Annotated in this window: 15 protein-coding genes; 11 read left to right on the plus strand and 4 right to left on the minus strand. The window is 47.9% G+C overall.

Going from position 1 to position 15,578, the window contains the following annotated elements; all coding sequences use genetic code 11:
* The first annotated feature begins 78 nt into the window (after positions 1 to 78).
* The 4 genes from RQP50_RS25470 to dnaI all read left to right on the plus strand — a co-directional run bounded on the left by RQP50_RS25470 (position 79) and on the right by dnaI (position 4,081).
* A complete protein-coding gene (locus tag RQP50_RS25470) occupies positions 79 to 435 on the plus strand; it encodes a cupin domain-containing protein (RefSeq protein WP_394358438.1) in 357 nt (118 codons plus the stop codon).
* 72 nt (positions 436 to 507) lie between these two features.
* Positions 508 to 1,314, plus strand: coding sequence for an aminoglycoside phosphotransferase family protein (locus RQP50_RS25475; protein ID WP_315747115.1), 807 nt, complete (start codon positions 508 to 510; stop codon positions 1,312 to 1,314).
* 274 nt (positions 1,315 to 1,588) lie between these two features.
* The gene (locus tag RQP50_RS25480) at positions 1,589 to 3,103 is read left to right on the plus strand and encodes a DnaD domain protein (RefSeq protein ID WP_315747116.1); all 1,515 of its coding nucleotides are present in this window, start codon (positions 1,589 to 1,591) and stop codon (positions 3,101 to 3,103) included.
* 30 nt (positions 3,104 to 3,133) lie between these two features.
* Complete coding sequence (dnaI, locus tag RQP50_RS25485) at positions 3,134 to 4,081, plus strand: primosomal protein DnaI (RefSeq protein ID WP_065290630.1); 948 nt, start codon at positions 3,134 to 3,136, stop codon at positions 4,079 to 4,081.
* A 158-nt stretch (positions 4,082 to 4,239) separates the two neighbouring features.
* Here dnaI and RQP50_RS25490 read toward each other — a convergent pair whose 3' ends face one another.
* Positions 4,240 to 4,389 (minus strand): hypothetical protein, encoded by a 150-nt coding sequence (locus tag RQP50_RS25490; protein ID WP_005551050.1) that lies wholly within the window; start codon positions 4,387 to 4,389, stop codon positions 4,240 to 4,242.
* Positions 4,390 to 4,636: 247 nt separating this feature from the next.
* Here RQP50_RS25490 and trxA point away from each other — a divergent pair, with 247 nt between their 5' ends.
* Together trxA and uvrC are read left to right on the plus strand one after the other, a co-directional pair.
* Positions 4,637 to 4,957, plus strand: a complete 321-nt coding sequence (gene trxA / locus RQP50_RS25495) for a thioredoxin (protein ID WP_005551049.1) — start codon at positions 4,637 to 4,639, stop codon at positions 4,955 to 4,957.
* Positions 4,958 to 5,147: 190 nt separating this feature from the next.
* Complete coding sequence (gene uvrC / locus RQP50_RS25500) at positions 5,148 to 7,295, plus strand: excinuclease ABC subunit UvrC (protein ID WP_315747117.1); 2,148 nt, start codon at positions 5,148 to 5,150, stop codon at positions 7,293 to 7,295.
* 126 nt (positions 7,296 to 7,421) lie between these two features.
* Here the strand turns inward: uvrC and RQP50_RS25505 are convergent, their stop codons facing one another.
* The 3 genes from RQP50_RS25505 to RQP50_RS25515 form a co-directional block, all read right to left on the minus strand.
* Entirely contained in the window at positions 7,422 to 7,559 is a 138-nt protein-coding gene (locus RQP50_RS25505; protein ID WP_315747118.1) for a hypothetical protein, read from the minus strand.
* Between the two features lie 132 nt (positions 7,560 to 7,691).
* On the minus strand, positions 7,692 to 8,333 hold the full coding sequence (locus RQP50_RS25510; protein ID WP_315747119.1) for a hypothetical protein: 642 nt from the start codon (positions 8,331 to 8,333) through the stop codon (positions 7,692 to 7,694).
* A gap of 765 nt (positions 8,334 to 9,098) precedes the next feature.
* The gene (locus tag RQP50_RS25515) at positions 9,099 to 9,500 is read right to left on the minus strand and encodes a GNAT family N-acetyltransferase (RefSeq protein ID WP_315747120.1); all 402 of its coding nucleotides are present in this window, start codon (positions 9,498 to 9,500) and stop codon (positions 9,099 to 9,101) included.
* A 401-nt stretch (positions 9,501 to 9,901) separates the two neighbouring features.
* On the opposite strand from RQP50_RS25515, the gene RQP50_RS25520 reads away from it, so the two are divergent.
* The 5 genes from RQP50_RS25520 to gcvPB are packed head-to-tail and all read left to right on the plus strand — an operon-like array spanning position 9,902 to position 15,576.
* Complete coding sequence (locus tag RQP50_RS25520) at positions 9,902 to 10,822, plus strand: carbohydrate ABC transporter permease (protein ID WP_021252650.1); 921 nt, start codon at positions 9,902 to 9,904, stop codon at positions 10,820 to 10,822.
* 16 nt (positions 10,823 to 10,838) lie between these two features.
* On the plus strand, positions 10,839 to 11,651 hold the full coding sequence (locus tag RQP50_RS25525) for a carbohydrate ABC transporter permease (protein ID WP_021252651.1): 813 nt from the start codon (positions 10,839 to 10,841) through the stop codon (positions 11,649 to 11,651).
* 39 nt (positions 11,652 to 11,690) lie between these two features.
* Positions 11,691 to 12,473 carry an SDR family NAD(P)-dependent oxidoreductase gene (locus tag RQP50_RS25530; RefSeq protein ID WP_315747121.1) on the plus strand — a complete coding sequence of 261 codons (783 nt, stop codon included), beginning with the start codon at positions 11,691 to 11,693 and terminating at the stop codon, positions 12,471 to 12,473.
* Between the two features lie 37 nt (positions 12,474 to 12,510).
* Positions 12,511 to 13,986 (plus strand): aminomethyl-transferring glycine dehydrogenase subunit GcvPA, encoded by a 1,476-nt coding sequence (gene gcvPA / locus RQP50_RS25535; protein ID WP_315747122.1) that lies wholly within the window; start codon positions 12,511 to 12,513, stop codon positions 13,984 to 13,986.
* Between the two features lie 6 nt (positions 13,987 to 13,992).
* Positions 13,993 to 15,576: an aminomethyl-transferring glycine dehydrogenase subunit GcvPB gene (gene gcvPB / locus RQP50_RS25540; protein ID WP_315747123.1), complete on the plus strand. Its 1,584-nt coding sequence runs from the start codon at positions 13,993 to 13,995 to the stop codon at positions 15,574 to 15,576.
* Positions 15,577 to 15,578 lie beyond the last annotated feature (2 nt).

A 15,578-nucleotide genomic window follows, 5' to 3' on the forward strand; every position in this document is an offset into this window, starting at 1 on the left:
AGGGTCTATTGGGGAATAGAGGATATAGAGGCATAGACGCGTACGCCATCCTTCATAAACGCGAGAGGATAAGTGAATATGAACATAGATAAGAAGCAGATTACTCAGATCACCAATGCAGTAACAGAGGAATATATGAATGTTCTGCTGGAGAGTACGAATGATCACTGCATCCGATTGGCGGTGTTTACGGGAGAATACGACTGGCACATGCATCCGGACTCCGATGAAGTGTTCATGGTGGTAGAAGGTGAACTGTTCATCGACTTGCAGAATGAGGGCACGCTTGCTGTTTACCCGAATGAGGTTGTGAAAATTCCAGCAGGCGTCGTGCATCGCACACGTTCGAAGGTAAGAACGGTCAATCTCTGCTTTGAGAAGGAAGAGGCGGACACCGTATTTATAGAAAGATCATCACACCCAGAACGTGAATAGTGGTCATTGCCATCTATTAAAACGGATGGATCACATCAATGTGCAGCGTACAAGAAATGAGGTAAGAAGCAAGTGACGCAGGAGGAAGTATTAACAGGCGGCAATGTGAATCATATTGTGCGCATGGCGAACACGGTTCGCCGCCCCACAGGCTATTGGAGTCCGTATGTACATGAACTGCTGCTACATTTGGAGCAGCAAGGTTTTGAGGGGGCGCCCAGATTTCTCGGAATCGATGACTCTGATCGTGAAATCTTGTCATTTATTTCTGGAGAAGTTCCAGGGAACAACTACCCTGACCTTGAACCATACATGTGGTCGGACGAGACGCTTGTAGGCTTAGCGCGTCTTCAGCGCCGGTTCCATGATGCGACAGAAGGGTTCGCTTTCCTAAGAGGGGGAAAATGGCAGCTTAGCTATCCTGATGAAGGCGAGCATGAGGTAATCTGTCATAATGATGCTGCATTGTATAATGTAGTCTTTCAACAGGAGGCGCCTGTGGCGCTAATTGATTTTGACATGGCCGGCCCTGGTCCGCGTATGTGGGACATTGCGTATTCTCTATACACATCGGTTCCGCTTTCCAGTTTCGTGCCGGATCATTGTATTGGTAATACAGTAGTATACCAAGCAGATTTACACGCTGTAGAGCGCCGTCGGCGAATTCATTTGTTTTTTGAAGCGTATGGGAGTCCGGTGCCTAACGATTTGCGGCGGTGGGTTATTGAGCGTTTGACTGCGCTGTGCCATACATTGAGAACGGGGGCCGCTGATGGAAATCCTGCCTTCCAAAAAATGGTGGAAGAAGGACATTTAGCGCATTATGAAAGCGAAATTCAGTTTGTATCCGATCATTTCGATGATTGGATATCGGATTGAATAAAGTAATTACACAATTCAGGAGCGTTCATTGAAAATGATCGATCGCCTTTTAACGTGATTTTGTTTGAGCAGACAATCATGAATCATGAATAGAATATATTCATATTTCGACCTGCGCAGATGAGCATATAACTTGCTCTCTGCGCTTTTTTTGATGCTGTTTGCGATCGGTATAGCGTGTCTTTTTTACCACGATTTTGTCGGACGAGCAGACCCCATTTATGTTACAATAGGTGGACTGATAAGAGCGGAAGGAGAGAAAGATACGACGATGCGGATGTCGAATATGCACCATTTTACAGAACATCATCGTTATGTGACTTACCGGGAATTTAGCTTAAGCGAGTTGGATCAGAAGATGCTGTCCCATGTGTATCAGCCAATGGTGGGGGCATTTGCGATCGGCATGTATCAGCTTCTCTGCCAGCATGTAGCATCGGACAAGACGGGGTATTCAGCAATAGATGCGCAGCGCCGGTTGTTCCTGCTTCTTGGATTGGAGCCAAGTGAGAAGGGGCGTACGTATTTCATAGAGCAGGCCTCCAAGCTTGAGGCTGTGGGTTTGTTGAACACGTCAAGAGTGATGCTGCCTGATATGGATGATTGTATGTATGAGTATGAGATGCAGTGTCCGCTGTCTCCGAAGGAATTTTTCGAGACACAGCATTTGACGCTTCTCTTGCGAGATAAGGTCGGCAAATATGCGGTGCTATCCTTGCGCCAGCAGTTCACGACGGATGATCCTTATGAAGGAGTCGCCTCCAATATGCAGCGGGAGAACATATCTGTTCCTTTCTATGAACTGTTCCGATTAAATACGCATGTCATTGATTTCGAGCTGGAACAGGCGCTTCAAGAAGTAGCCCCGAGCCGAACGACAATTTCAGATTCCGATCCAGAATCCGTTGACATCAATTATGCAGATATTATTATGCGGTTCCCGAAGCAATCCTATAATCGGAAGTTCGTAGAACAACTTCGATACAATAAAGAAAGTATGGGCACAATTAATTACGTTGTCCGCAAGTTCGAGCTGACTCTGCAGGAACTGTGCCGCTTGCTGGATGAAGACGGTGTCTTCTCGCAGGATGGGGTTGTTGCACTGGAGGAACTTCAGCACCGAGCCCACCTTCACTTCCGTCAGAACAAGCGAAGAAGCGAACATCGTGAGCGAGTGCAGCATCGAATTGAGCAGAAGGAGCAAGTGAAGGAAGAGCATGAAGAGGAAGTCGCGGTGCAAATGGAATTCTATGTAGAAGTGCCGCCGCAATTCCGTGATAAATGCGATATTCATCAATACAATATGCTGCTTCGCAATACACCGTATACGCAGCTGCTTGAGAAGTTCTTCCCGGGTGCTGTTCCGGACTCATTCCTTGATATGTTTACCAAGATGGACTTGAATTATAAGATGCCTGATGAGGTTATCAATGTTCTTATTCATTATTTGATGACGATGCTGGTAAGCGGATCGGAGCACAGATTGAACCGGAACTTCGTTGAGGCGATTGTGTCCAATATGCTGGTCAAGCAGATTCGTACGTATGAACAAGCAGTTACGTATACGCGTGAGCAGACGCAGGTGAATGGAGCAGGCCGAACACAAGCCTCTCGTGCAGATGCAAGCAGACAGGCTCGTTCGCGTGGCCGCTATAATAACAAAGCCGCCAAGCCTTCGATTCCGGTCGTGCAGCCTAGTGGAGCGGGAGCTGGATCAGGGTTGTCACCCGAGGAGTTGGAGCGCGCACGTGAGTTAGCGCGACGCTTGGACGAAGGGCGCGTATAATTGAGCTATATCAGAATGGAGGTGCGAAGTATGGAATCAATCGGAGATATATTGAAGCAATTGCCGGTTAATGCCCGCAGAGCTCAAGCGGAACAAAAAATTGAAAAGCTGCTTACTGATCCGCAGGTCATGCAATTTCGCTCCAAGTATCCAGAGCTGACGGAACGCGACCTTCGCATCAATATGAACAAGCTGTATCAGTATGTAACGGAATATGGCCATTGTTCCCATTGTCCGGGCTTGGATCAATGCCCAAATGACTTCCATGGCCATTACACGATGTTGAGCGCTGACAACTTGAATGGGCACAATTATATCTATGATCGGAAGGTGCCCTGCAAGAAGCTGCTGGCAAGTGAACGCCAGCAGGCGATTCATAATCGAGTACGCTCCTTCTATGTGGACGAGACTGCATTGAAGCGGGGGTATTCGGCATCCGAAATACTAGAGAATGATATTGAACGGACGCCTGCTGTTTTAAGCATCATTGAATATATTGAGAAGACGAAGAGTGAAGGCTTAATGCCAGAGGGACTGTATCTCGTAGGATCGTTCGGAACCGGCAAGACCTTCTTGATGAGCTATGTATTGTATGAGCTTGCCCGTGCCAACTATACGGGGGTTATCGTATATATGCCTGAGTTCGTGGAAGAGCTCAAGTCGATGTTCCAGGAGCCGCAAAGGCTGCGGGAGACCATTGAGATGATGAAGGAAACCGATCTGCTCGTATTCGATGATATTGGTGCTGAGAATATAACGCCATGGGTTCGGGATCATGTGCTTGGCTCGATCTTGAATTATCGGATGAACCGCAAGCCTACGTTCTATACGTCGAATTATGATATGGAAGCCTTGCAGAAGCACTTTAGCTTCACGCGTGAAGGTGAGGATGTCCATAAGGCCGAGCGACTGATGAATCGGATCGCTCCATTTGTCAAAGAGGTGCACGTACAAGGTCGGAACAAGCGTGGAAAGTAAAGATGAATATCCAATGAGTGTTGTATACGAGCCTTGTTTCAGTGGCTCCATACAAATTACAATAAAGCCCGGTCGCATCTAGTGCGAACCGGGCTTATTTCACGAGCTGTGGATACCACTGTGGTGCGTTCCACGAAGGGAACGCACCGTAGCCAGGGTTAGGAGATGATGAACTTCACGATAACCATGCCGAAGAAGACAACCGTCATAAATCCGGCCATTGCACCGAACCCGAACATCAGATCGGAGAAATCGTTGCGCGGTTCCTCGTTCACATGCTCACGCGGATCAATTGCTCTCGCTTCCATCAAGGGGCCTCCTATCTTACATGTCTGTTGCAATGACGTATGTCATGGCAGCGACAGGTATTTTCACCCAATTTCTTATCGTTTTTAGTATACCGAACTGCGTCGTTACTGTAAAGACAGCGCTCTCTTAGGATGTGACAAATTGGATGCAAAAATGAGGTGCGAATTTCACATAAAACCTTGAACTGTGGTATACTTTACATGTTGACTCAAATTGTAAGCTTCTCACATAAAGGAGGAACCAAATATGGCTATCGTTAACGTATCCGACCAAACGTTCAAGACTGAAGTTGAAGGTCAGCAAGGCGTTGTATTGGTCGATTTTTGGGCGCCATGGTGCGGCCCTTGTAAAATGCTTGCTCCTATTCTTGATGAATTGGAAAGCGAAGTAAACGGTCAAGCGACTGTTGCAAAAGTGAACGTGGATGAGAATCCTGAATCCGCATCTCGCTTTGGCGTAATGAGCATCCCTACAATCATCGTGTTCAAGGACGGCCAACCTGTTGATAAGGTTGTAGGCTTGAACTCCAAGGATGCATTGAAGAACTTGATCAGCAAGCATCAATAATCGAGTTTGTCCACAGAGGACAACCTATAGAAGGTCTGTTCTGTTGCGGAACAGCTTGAATGAGCTTGATGTGGTCGAAGCGCAAGCTATAGATTGCCAGCCCTTCCCGTTGTGGGAGGGCTTTTTCTTATGTCTCCGCTCGTATACAATAGGATCATATATTCGTATTATAGAAGAAAGGGGGAGGACGATGAGCGAAATAGACAACAACCAATCCAATTGGCGGGCAGTTCGCTGGAAGGAGCGTTGGAACGAACGTTATTCTACGGACGAGCAGCAGGAGCTGTCGCCAGAGGAACTTGCAGAACGGGAACAGGCATTGGAGCGAATACGGAATAAGCTGGCTTTGCTTCCTGATTCGCCAGGATGCTATCTTATGAAGAACCATGAGGGAACCATTATTTATGTTGGTAAGGCCAAAGTGTTGAAGAACCGAGTGCGTTCTTATTTCAATGGCAGCCATGATGGCAAGACACAGCGGCTGGTCTCGGAAATTCGCGACTTTGAATATATCGTCACTTCCAGTAATATGGAAGCCCTCATTTTGGAATGTAATCTAATTAAGCAGCATCATCCTAGATATAATGTGCTGCTCAAGGATGATAAGACTTTCCCATATATTAAAATTACGAATGAGCGCCATCCACGGCTTGAGGTTACGCGTCGTGTGCTAAAGGACAAAGCGAAGTATTTCGGCCCATACCCGAACTCCTTCGCTGCAACGCAGACGAAGAAGCTGCTTGATCGCTTATATCCGCTTCGCAAATGCAATACATTGCCGGATCGAGTGTGCTTGTACCACCATATTGGACAATGCCTTGCGCCTTGTGTATACGAGGTAACAGAGGCACAGTATGAAGAGATGGTGCAGGAAATCGCGAAGTTCTTAAGCGGTGGACATGAGGAAATTAAGAAGGAACTGCAGCGGAAGATGGAAGAAGCCGCTGAAGAGATGCAATTCGAGCGTGCTAAGGAATATCGGGATCAGTTGATCGCGATTCGTGCCATTATGGAAAAGCAGAACATTAATACGTCTGATCAGCTTGATCGCGACGTATTTGGCTTTGCCGTAGATAAAGGCTGGATGTGCGTTCAAATTCTATATGTTCGCCAGGGCAAAATGATCGAACGGCATGCAACCAAATTCCCATTCTATGGGGAACCTTATGCAGACTTCATGTCGTTCGTTACCCAATTTTATAGTGAGAATCCTGCGCTGCCGAAGGAAATACTGCTCCCTAATTCGGATCGCCTTGGACTATTCACTCGCGAGGAAGATGGAGGAGAGAAGGACGCGGGCAGCGTAGATCCTGTTGCTGATGAGCATGCACAAGATGCTGCAATTCAGGATGAGCATGAACCTATGCAGGCGGAGTCTATCGATGAGGAAGCGGATGGCGGCTCGGATGGCAGTATAGCGGGTGCCGAGGAGCTTCAGCAGTGGCTGAACGTCAAAGTGCACATTCCGAAGCGCGGGCTGAAGAAGCAGATGATTTCGATGGCGATGGAAAATGCGCGTGTTGCGCTCGATGAGAAGTTCAAGATGCAGGAACGCAATGAGAATCGTACGTTGCGTGCTGCTGAACGACTCGGAGAAGTGCTTGGCATCGACAATGCCCGCCGTATTGAGGCTTTTGACAACTCGAATATTCAAGGCTCAGACCCGGTATCGGCTATGGTGGTCTTTATCGATGGCAAACCCGCGAAGAAAGAATACCGGAAGTACAAGGTACGCACAGTGCAAGGGCCGGATGATTATGAAACGATGCGCGAGGTCATCCGCAGACGGTATGAGCGGGTCTTGAAAGAACAGCTCGACATGCCTGATCTGATTATTGTGGACGGTGGGAAAGGCCAGATGTCCGCTGCCCTTGATGTGCTGGAGAACGAGCTTGGATTGACGATACCAGTGTGCGGTCTGGTGAAGGACAATAAGCATAAGACAGCGCAATTGATGGCGGGTGATCCGCCTGAAATTGTGGCACTTGGACGAGACAGCCAAGAATTCTATATGCTGCAGCGCATTCAGGAGGAAGTTCACCGCTTCGCAATCTCGTTCCATCGGGAGCGGCGTGCGAAGTCTATGGTCGCGTCAGCGCTCGATTCAATTCCAGGTATAGGCGAGAAGCGGCGCAAGCATCTGTTGAAGCATTTCGGATCATTGAAGAAGATTCGTGAAGCATCGGTCGAGGATTTCCGGCAACTCGGGATTGGCGAGAAGTTGGCGAATACGATCTTGGCCGCTCTCCAGCAAGAGAAGAAACCGCAGGAAGCTGAGCCGGATGCCCCAGACCTGGAGGCTGCCGATGTGGATAATGACGTGAACCATGATGAATAAAAGGAAAGCTGGAAGCCTTGCAGATCGTTGCTGCAAGGTTTCTTTTTTTGAGCTGGTTCCGACAGTTACGGTTGACGTAAAGGACTTCCGCTGGGCCCCTCTAGGCAAGGATGCGGAGCCGAGCACCTAATAAGCAATCTTCTCATCGCTCAGAATCGATGTTGGCATACATCCCTGACGAGATGGGAACGTGTCCAGCGGGATATTTTGGTCTTTTGCTACGGCGGTCGAATTGCGGAGCCGAAGGTGTGAGTGGTTCGCCACCGAGATGGGCATCCTCCAGCAAGCCGAGGTATCAAAAATGTTAAGTTGAAATTGTAATAAAGAAAAACAGCATTGCTGGGCTTGTCCCGCAATGCTGTTACTTTTTTGAATTTATAATCCTTAAGAATTCAACTAACCGTTAACCGGATCTCTAAAGTTAGTAATCAAAATACTATTACCAAAGTTGTCTGTTGGTCTTATTGCACTAAATTGTTCGTTCCCAGATTTGAAAGTATAGCTTTCGGCAACATTCCATGTCCAAATTTCTCCTTGCTTGTTCGGTGGGATGTCTACTTCAAATTTATCTTCATAGGACATTTCTTTTCCCCATTCCTTATTGACCGAAGCTTTAAAAAATTTAGCGAAATCAGCACCTACGGAGACTGTTGTTTTTCCAGTAGACTTCCTAGTCACTGTGCGCTTCCATACGAAATTTTTCTTTGTTCTATTTTCAGTATAGTCCACTTTGTAGTCATAATTGAATGTACCGCCATATCCAACATATGAATACCCTGAAGCAAATGCGAAGTTGTTCACTTGAAAACGCTCTTCTTTTTTAAGTCCATGCTGCTCCATATATTTGTGAGCTTTAACCGGATCGCTGATGTAAATAACAGGGATGATTTTTCCATTTTCACTTGTGATATATTCAATCTTATCAGGCTGAGTCATGTTCTCCTTCATTTCGCTGGCGAATGCGTTGTTGTTCAGGGGGACGGCGAACATACCAAGAAACAGGGTGAATGAAATGGATAAAAGAATCATTTTTTTCATTTTTTAATTTAACTTCCTTATATTTGGGAATAATCTTACTCTATCATGGATTGGAATAATATGCTATATTCTTTTTGGGTTTATCTTTCATCATTTTTACCATTAAGATGGAACGAGCCAGATTTGCCATCGTAATTGGGGGAGGAGATTTTATTTTTAAGTGTGGAGTAGGGCTTCTATATGGGGCTTTTACGCATCTGTTGCTGGTTATGTTTTGGAATGATTACGTGTACATGAGAACGCTGAAAGATACGAAAAGCGCAATAAACCAACCTTTCTACTATATTAACGATAGTTTCTGGACGATGTTCAATATTGAGATTGGGCTGGCCATCGTTTTGATTATCGCATCGTTCTTCATCAAGAGAGAGCCAAAATGATATTGCTCGACATAAAAAGGCCTGGCAAGGATGGAACTGACCCCCGTTTGTGAGACAAGGATTAGATTCGTGAGGCTTCGATCGAACAATTGCGCGAGGCAGGGATCGGAGAGAAACTTGCTCAAACGATTCTGGATGCTTTGCGATCAGATAGTGCTCAGCTGACACCTGATGGACTCCTAGATTCATAGATCAGCCGGATGGAAGCGAGCGTGAGCATGATTCCGAACAATAGCGCCGATTAGCATCGGTGGTAAGTGCTGAATGCTCTAAAAAGATCGACGATATAAGAAGTATGAATCATGACTGAGGCCCTGGCTCACTTGCTGCCTCAGTCATGTTTTTTTTGTAGAGGGCTCTCCGAACGAAGCAGCCAACTGCCGCATTATCTCTTCTCCACAGGCTTCATACCTACGGCAAATACGGTAAAGCCTAACCTTTCATAGTATGGAATGAGTCCTTCTTCACAGAAAAATTGAAGATGCAGGTTATGATTGCTGCACTGCTCCATCAGCAACCGACTGATTGCAGTTCCAATCCCTTGGCCTCGATAGTCTGGATGAACGCCCAGCCCACACAAGTACGCATTTATTATCCCATCTGAAATAATTCTTCCCGTGCCGATCAACTGATCCTCATGATAGGCGTAAATAGCGCAGTAGCTTTGCTGCATCGCCTTTAGCAGCTTTTCTTGTGATAGCCCCAAATAAGTGTTCCATTGAAGATATTCATACAACTCATATATCTCCTCTGGTGTTGGAAGTTCCGATTCATATCGAATTTCCATAGTACAACCTACACCCCCTTTCTCAACATAGCTAAATGATGCACTTCCCGCACGTTTCCCGCAAGTGATCAAGTGTGATCTTGTTGATAGTGAAACATGAGTGAATTGATCTTCCTTATATCAATCTTCTTGCAATCGAACAAAAAGACGTCACTTAGCGAACAAATACACCCCCATACCTGGATGAGCGAGAGGATGTTCAAACAAAGTCCCCCCCAATGAGAAACAGCCTTCCGTGTAAAAACGCTTACATCTCATCTACAATGATACCTACGATGTGCCCATCAACTCGAGCTGTGCTATAGAAAGAGCCGATCATCCAGTCTCAACATTATCGTACGGCAGCGCCTGTTGCACTGCAACCTAAGATTACGAACAACAAAGAAAGGAACGAAGCCCCTATGGAAATAAGAAAAAAACGATCGTTTTCGCTTCGCATGCATTCTGCCGTGCCTTATTTATTCATTATGCCATGGATTATTGGCTTTCTCGCATTTACGCTCGGCCCACTCATTTTTTCATTCATTATTAGCTTCTTTGATTGGCCAATTGTTGGGGAGAAGACGTTTGTCGGCTTGGATAACTTTATTAACATGTTCACGGATGATCCGTTATTCTGGACATCACTGACGGTTACGGTGAAGTTCGCCATTATATTTGTACCCGTTAACATTCTAATTGCGCTTGGACTTGCGATACTGCTGAACCGCAACGTGCGGGGCAGTGGATTTTTCCGTACAGCGTTCTATGTACCTTCCGTTATTTCCGGTGTCGCGCTGGCGATGATTTGGTCGTGGGTGTACGACGGAGAATATGGAATTTTGAACTATGCCTTATCGCTGATTGGGGTAGAAGGGCCGAACTGGCTGAACGACCCGAAATGGTCTCTCGTAGCGATGGTATTCGCCAGCCTGTGGGGACAGGGTTCCATGATGCTCATTTTCTTGGCGGGGCTTAAGAACATCCCTCGTGAGCTGTATGAGGCGTCCGCCATTGATGGTGCAGGGACGGTATCGCAATTTTTCCGGATTACGCTGCCTATGCTTAGCCCGACCATCTTATTTAACTTGATTACAACGATTATTTCTGCGTTCCAACAATTGACGCTCGCATTGGTGTTGACGGGTGGAGGGCCGCTCAATTCCACGTATTTCTATGCGATGTATATGTACGAAAATGCCTTCAAATATTCCAAGATGGGCTACGCTTCTGCGAATGCATGGTTCATGTTTGCGATTGTGCTTGTTCTGACGATGCTCGTGTTCCGCTCTTCGTCGGCATGGGTGTATTACGAAGGTGAAATGAAGGGCGGCAAAGGCTGAGGAGGGGGAGATTCTGATGAAAAAAATAATTACTTACGCACTGCTCATCTTTTTTACCGTGTTGTTCTTGGCGCCCTTCTATTGGATGCTCTCAACATCATTGAAGTCGCCCGAAGAATTGTTCTTGTTCCCACCGCAATGGATTCCGAGCACCTTGAATTTCGGCAACTTTGCAAAAGCATGGAATTCACAGCCGTTTGACGTGTTTTTACAAAATTCATTGATTGTATCGGTTATGTCACTTATTGGTCAGGTTGTATCCTCAGCACTGGTTGCTTATGGATTCGCCAGATTCCGGTTCAAGGGCAGCAAAGTATTATTCATTATTTTGCTAGCATCCATGATGATTCCTTGGGAAGTGACGATGATTCCGCTGTATATGGAGTTTAACGCACTTGGTTGGATCAATACGTTGAAGCCGTTGATTGTTCCTTCTTTCTTCGGCTCAGCATTCTATATTTTCCTGCTTCGTCAGTTCATTATGACGATTCCGCCGGAGCTAGAGGAAGCAGCCCGTATCGATGGCGCGAATCCGCTGCAATCGTTCATACGTCTCATTGTGCCGCTCATGGCACCAGCATTGATTCTGGTTGCGGTGTTCAACTTCCTCGGCACATGGAACGACTATTTGGGTCCGCTCATTTTCTTGAACGATCAGAGCAAGTACACGCTGACGCTGGGCTTGTCGCAGTTCAAAGGGATGTATGAGGTGAAGATGGATGCGATCATGGCCGTAACGAGCATGATCTGCTTGCCGCCGCTTGCGATCTTCTTCGCAGCACAGCGTTATATCGTAACGGGAATTGCAACAACAGGCATGAAGGGCTAACAACTTGAGCACATAACGCAGATAACGGAGGGATTATGAATGACGCAGCAGATAGATGTATTTGGCCTGAAAGGAAAGACAGCGATCATTACAGGAGGAGCATCCGGTATCGGACGTGCTACAGCACAATGCTTGACGCGCTTCGGAGCGAATGTAGTCATCGCTGATATTGGGGAGAAGCAAGGGCAGGTGACAGTCGAAGAGATTCGGAATGCCGGGGGAGAAGCACAGTTTGTGTCCTGCAATGTAACGAAGGCCGAAGACTGTGAGCGTGCAGCTCGCATGACGCAGGAATGGTATGGAGGCATTGATATTCTGTTTAATAATGCAGGCGTCATTCGCCGCAAGACAGTGGTTGAGTTGGAAGAGCAGGATTGGGATTTGGTCATAGACGTGTCCCTGAAGGGGGCATACCTGCTGTCTAAATACGCGATTCCGGTAATGGCTGCTGGAGGAGGCGGGAGCATTATTAATACAGGTTCCGGATGGGGCCTGAAGGGCGGCGACCAAGCTGCTGCGTATTGTGCTGCGAAGGCAGGGGTGGTGAACTTGACCAAGGCGATGGCAATCGACTTCGGTAAGGACAATATTCGTGTCAACTGCGTATGTCCGGGCGATACAGATACACCGCTGCTGCGTGAAGAGGCGGTTCAGCTGGCTGTTGAAGAAGGAGCATTCCTTGCTTCCTCCGCGGTAGGAAGACCTTTGGAGCGCATTGGTACACCGCAGGATATTGCGAATGCCGTGCTGTTCTTGGCTAGTGATCTGTCCCAGTGGGTTAGCGGCAGTGTGTTGGTCGTGGATGGCGGAGGACTGGCGTAACAATTGATCCGAATTATGAAGGGAGAGAACGTAGGTCATGAAGGAACGTCAATCGAAAGTGCACCCTTATATTCCGAACACGGTTCCGGAAGTCAAAGCGCAGATGATGCAGGAGATCGGCATTGCGAATATCGACGAGCTGTATCGGGATATTCCGGAGCATTTGCGGATGCAGTCAGAGATGGAGATGCCGCCAGCATTGAATGAGTATGAGCTGAAGCGTCATATTGAACGACTGCTTGCGGCGAATGTGAGTACTTCGCAGGCAACGAGTTTCTTGGGTGGAGGCTGCTGGCAGCATTTCGTGCCTGCTGTATGCGATGAGATCAATCAACGATCGGAATTCGTAACAGCCTACGCGGGAGAGCCTTACGAGGATCATGGACGATTCCAGGCTTTGTTCGAATACCAGAGTCTTGTCGCTGAACTGGTTGATATGGATGTCGTCAACGTACCGACATTCGACTGGCCGCAGGCTGCTTCGACCGCACTGCGGATGGCTGCCAGAATGACAGGGCGTACAGAGGTGCTCGTGCCGGAGATTCTCTGCCCTGATAAGCGCATGATTATTGAAAATTATTTGCATCCACAAATCCGAGTCATCACAGTTCAAGCCGAGTCGGATAGCGGGCTTCTGGATTTGAACGATCTAAAGAGCAAGCTGTCTGATCAAACGGCAGCTGTCTATATAGAAAATCCGAATTATTTCGGTATTATTGAGCAGCAAGGCGAGGAAATTAGCCGCTTAGCTCATGAATATGGGGCCATCAGCGTAGTAGGCGTTGATCCGATATCACTTGGGGTACTGACGCCGCCAAGCGGCTATGGCGCAGATATCGTATGTGGCGATTTGCAGCCGCTCGGTATTCGTATGAACTATGGCGGTGGCCAGTCTGGCTTTATCGCAACTCATGATGACGAGCGGTTCGTCATGGAGTACCCTTCTCGTCTGTTCGGCATCGTGCCGACCGTTGTAGAAGGCGAGTATGGCTTCGGTGACGTTGCCTATGAACGTACCTCCTTCGCACAGCGCGAGCAGGGCAAGGAGTCTGTAGGTACACAGACGGCACTATGGGGGATTACGGCAGGCGTATATTTGGCCTTGCTTGGCCCACATGGCATGCGTGAAGTTGGCGAGACGATTATGCAGAAATCCCGCTATGCAGCGAATGCATTGAACGCATTGCCTGGCGTAAATCTGCGTTATGCAAATTCCTTTTTCAAGGAGTTCGTCATTGACTTTACCGCAACAGGCCGGACGGTAAGTGAGATCAATGAATACTTGCTTAGCAAGAACATCTTTGGCGGTCTGGATTTGTCCAGTACGTTCCCTGAACTTGGACAGAGCGCGTTGTTCTGTGTCACTGAGGTCATGTCGAAGGAACAGATCGATCATCTGGTGGAAGAGCTTCGAGCTGTGCTGAGTGCGGATGCTGAGCAGGAAAATGGTTCGCTTGCAGGAGTAGCTGCAGCAGGGGTTTCGGAGACAGTGAATATGGCAGAGGGGGTGTGACAAGCGATGCAACAAATCGTTCGGAAGGATCGTACAGTCAGACAATTTCATCAAGCGAAATGGGATGAACCGGTAATATTTGAACTGCATCGAGAAGGAGAGCGCGGCGTTCTCGTTCCAGAAGCGGAGCAGGAGCTTGTCGAAGCTGTTGGTGACGTCGTATCAAGCATTCCGGCCTCGATGCAGCGAGCCAAAGCGCCGCAGCTGCCTGAGATCGGTCAGGCCAAGGTGCTTCGCCATTACTTGCGCTTGTCGCAGGAGACACTCGGAAGCGATTTAAATGTAGAAATCGGTCAAGGAACCTGCACGATGAAATACATTCCGCGCGTCAATGAGCTGCTTGTTCGCAATCCGCAGCTGACGGAGCTGCACCCATTGCAGGATGTCCGCACGGTACAGGGAATGCTGGAAATCACCTATCGACTGGATGAGGCAATGCGTGAGATTTCGGGCATGGACGCCTTCTCCTTCCAGCCTGGAAGCGGAACACAAGCATTGTTCGCAATGGCCTCCATCGTACGTGCGTATCATGAGGCGAATGGAGAAGGCGAGCAGCGTGATGAGATTATTACAACGATCTTCTCTCATCCTTCTCAAGCCGCAACCGCAGCGGTAAAGGGATATAAGATCATTACTCTGCACCCGGATGAGGATGGATTCCCGGATATTGAGAAGCTCAAGCAGGCGGTATCGAATCGAACAGCAGGCTTCGTGGTAGCGAATCCTGAAGATACAGGGATCTTTAATTCACGCATTAAAGAGTTCACGGACATTGTACATGCGGCAGGAGGCATTTGCTATTACGACCAAGCTAACGCGAACGGCCTTCTTGGCATCGCTCGTGCGAAGGAAGCGGGATTTGATATGTGCTTCTTCAATCTGCATAAGACGTTCGCTGCGCCTCATATGTGCGGCGGCCCTGCGGCAGGCGCTCTGGGCGTTACGGAGCAGCTACAGCCATTTTTGCCCGGCCCAATTGTTGAACGTGTTGGCGATCAATTCGTGCTTCGCTCGAATCAAGAGCTGAGCATTGGCAAGGTCAGAAGCTTCCATGGCGTTGCGCAGACGATTGTTCGGGCGTATGCTTGGATTCGCAGCTTGGGGGCAAGAGGGCTGCGGGATGTTGCGGAAATTGCGGTATTGAACAATAACTATTTGTACCATAAAATATTACAGATTTCTGGCGCAAGCGCTCCATATGTCAAAGGGGGACGGCTTGAGCAGGTACGCTATAGCTGGGAGCAGCTGACGCGTGAGACAGGAGTAACGACCGAAGACATTCAGCGCAGAATGTGTGATTTCGGCTTGCATTACTGGACGAGTCATCATCCTTATATTGTACCGCAGCCATTCACCTTGGAACCAACGGAATCATACTCCAAGGATGACTTGGATGAGTATATTCAAGCGTTAGCCCATATTGCAGAAGAAGCTCGCAGCGTACCGGAAATCGTCAAGTCAGCACCACATCACAGCACGGTACATCGGAATATCGAGGAATCGCTGGATGAACCGGCTGAATGGTGCATTACATGGCGAGCTTACTTGAAGAAGACGAGACAGGCGAATGGCCTGCCGGATAAGGAGTAAAG

The sequence above is a fragment of the Paenibacillus suaedae genome, from assembly GCF_032337355.1.
GTDB classification, from domain to species: Bacteria; Bacillota; Bacilli; order Paenibacillales; family Paenibacillaceae; genus Paenibacillus_B; species Paenibacillus_B suaedae.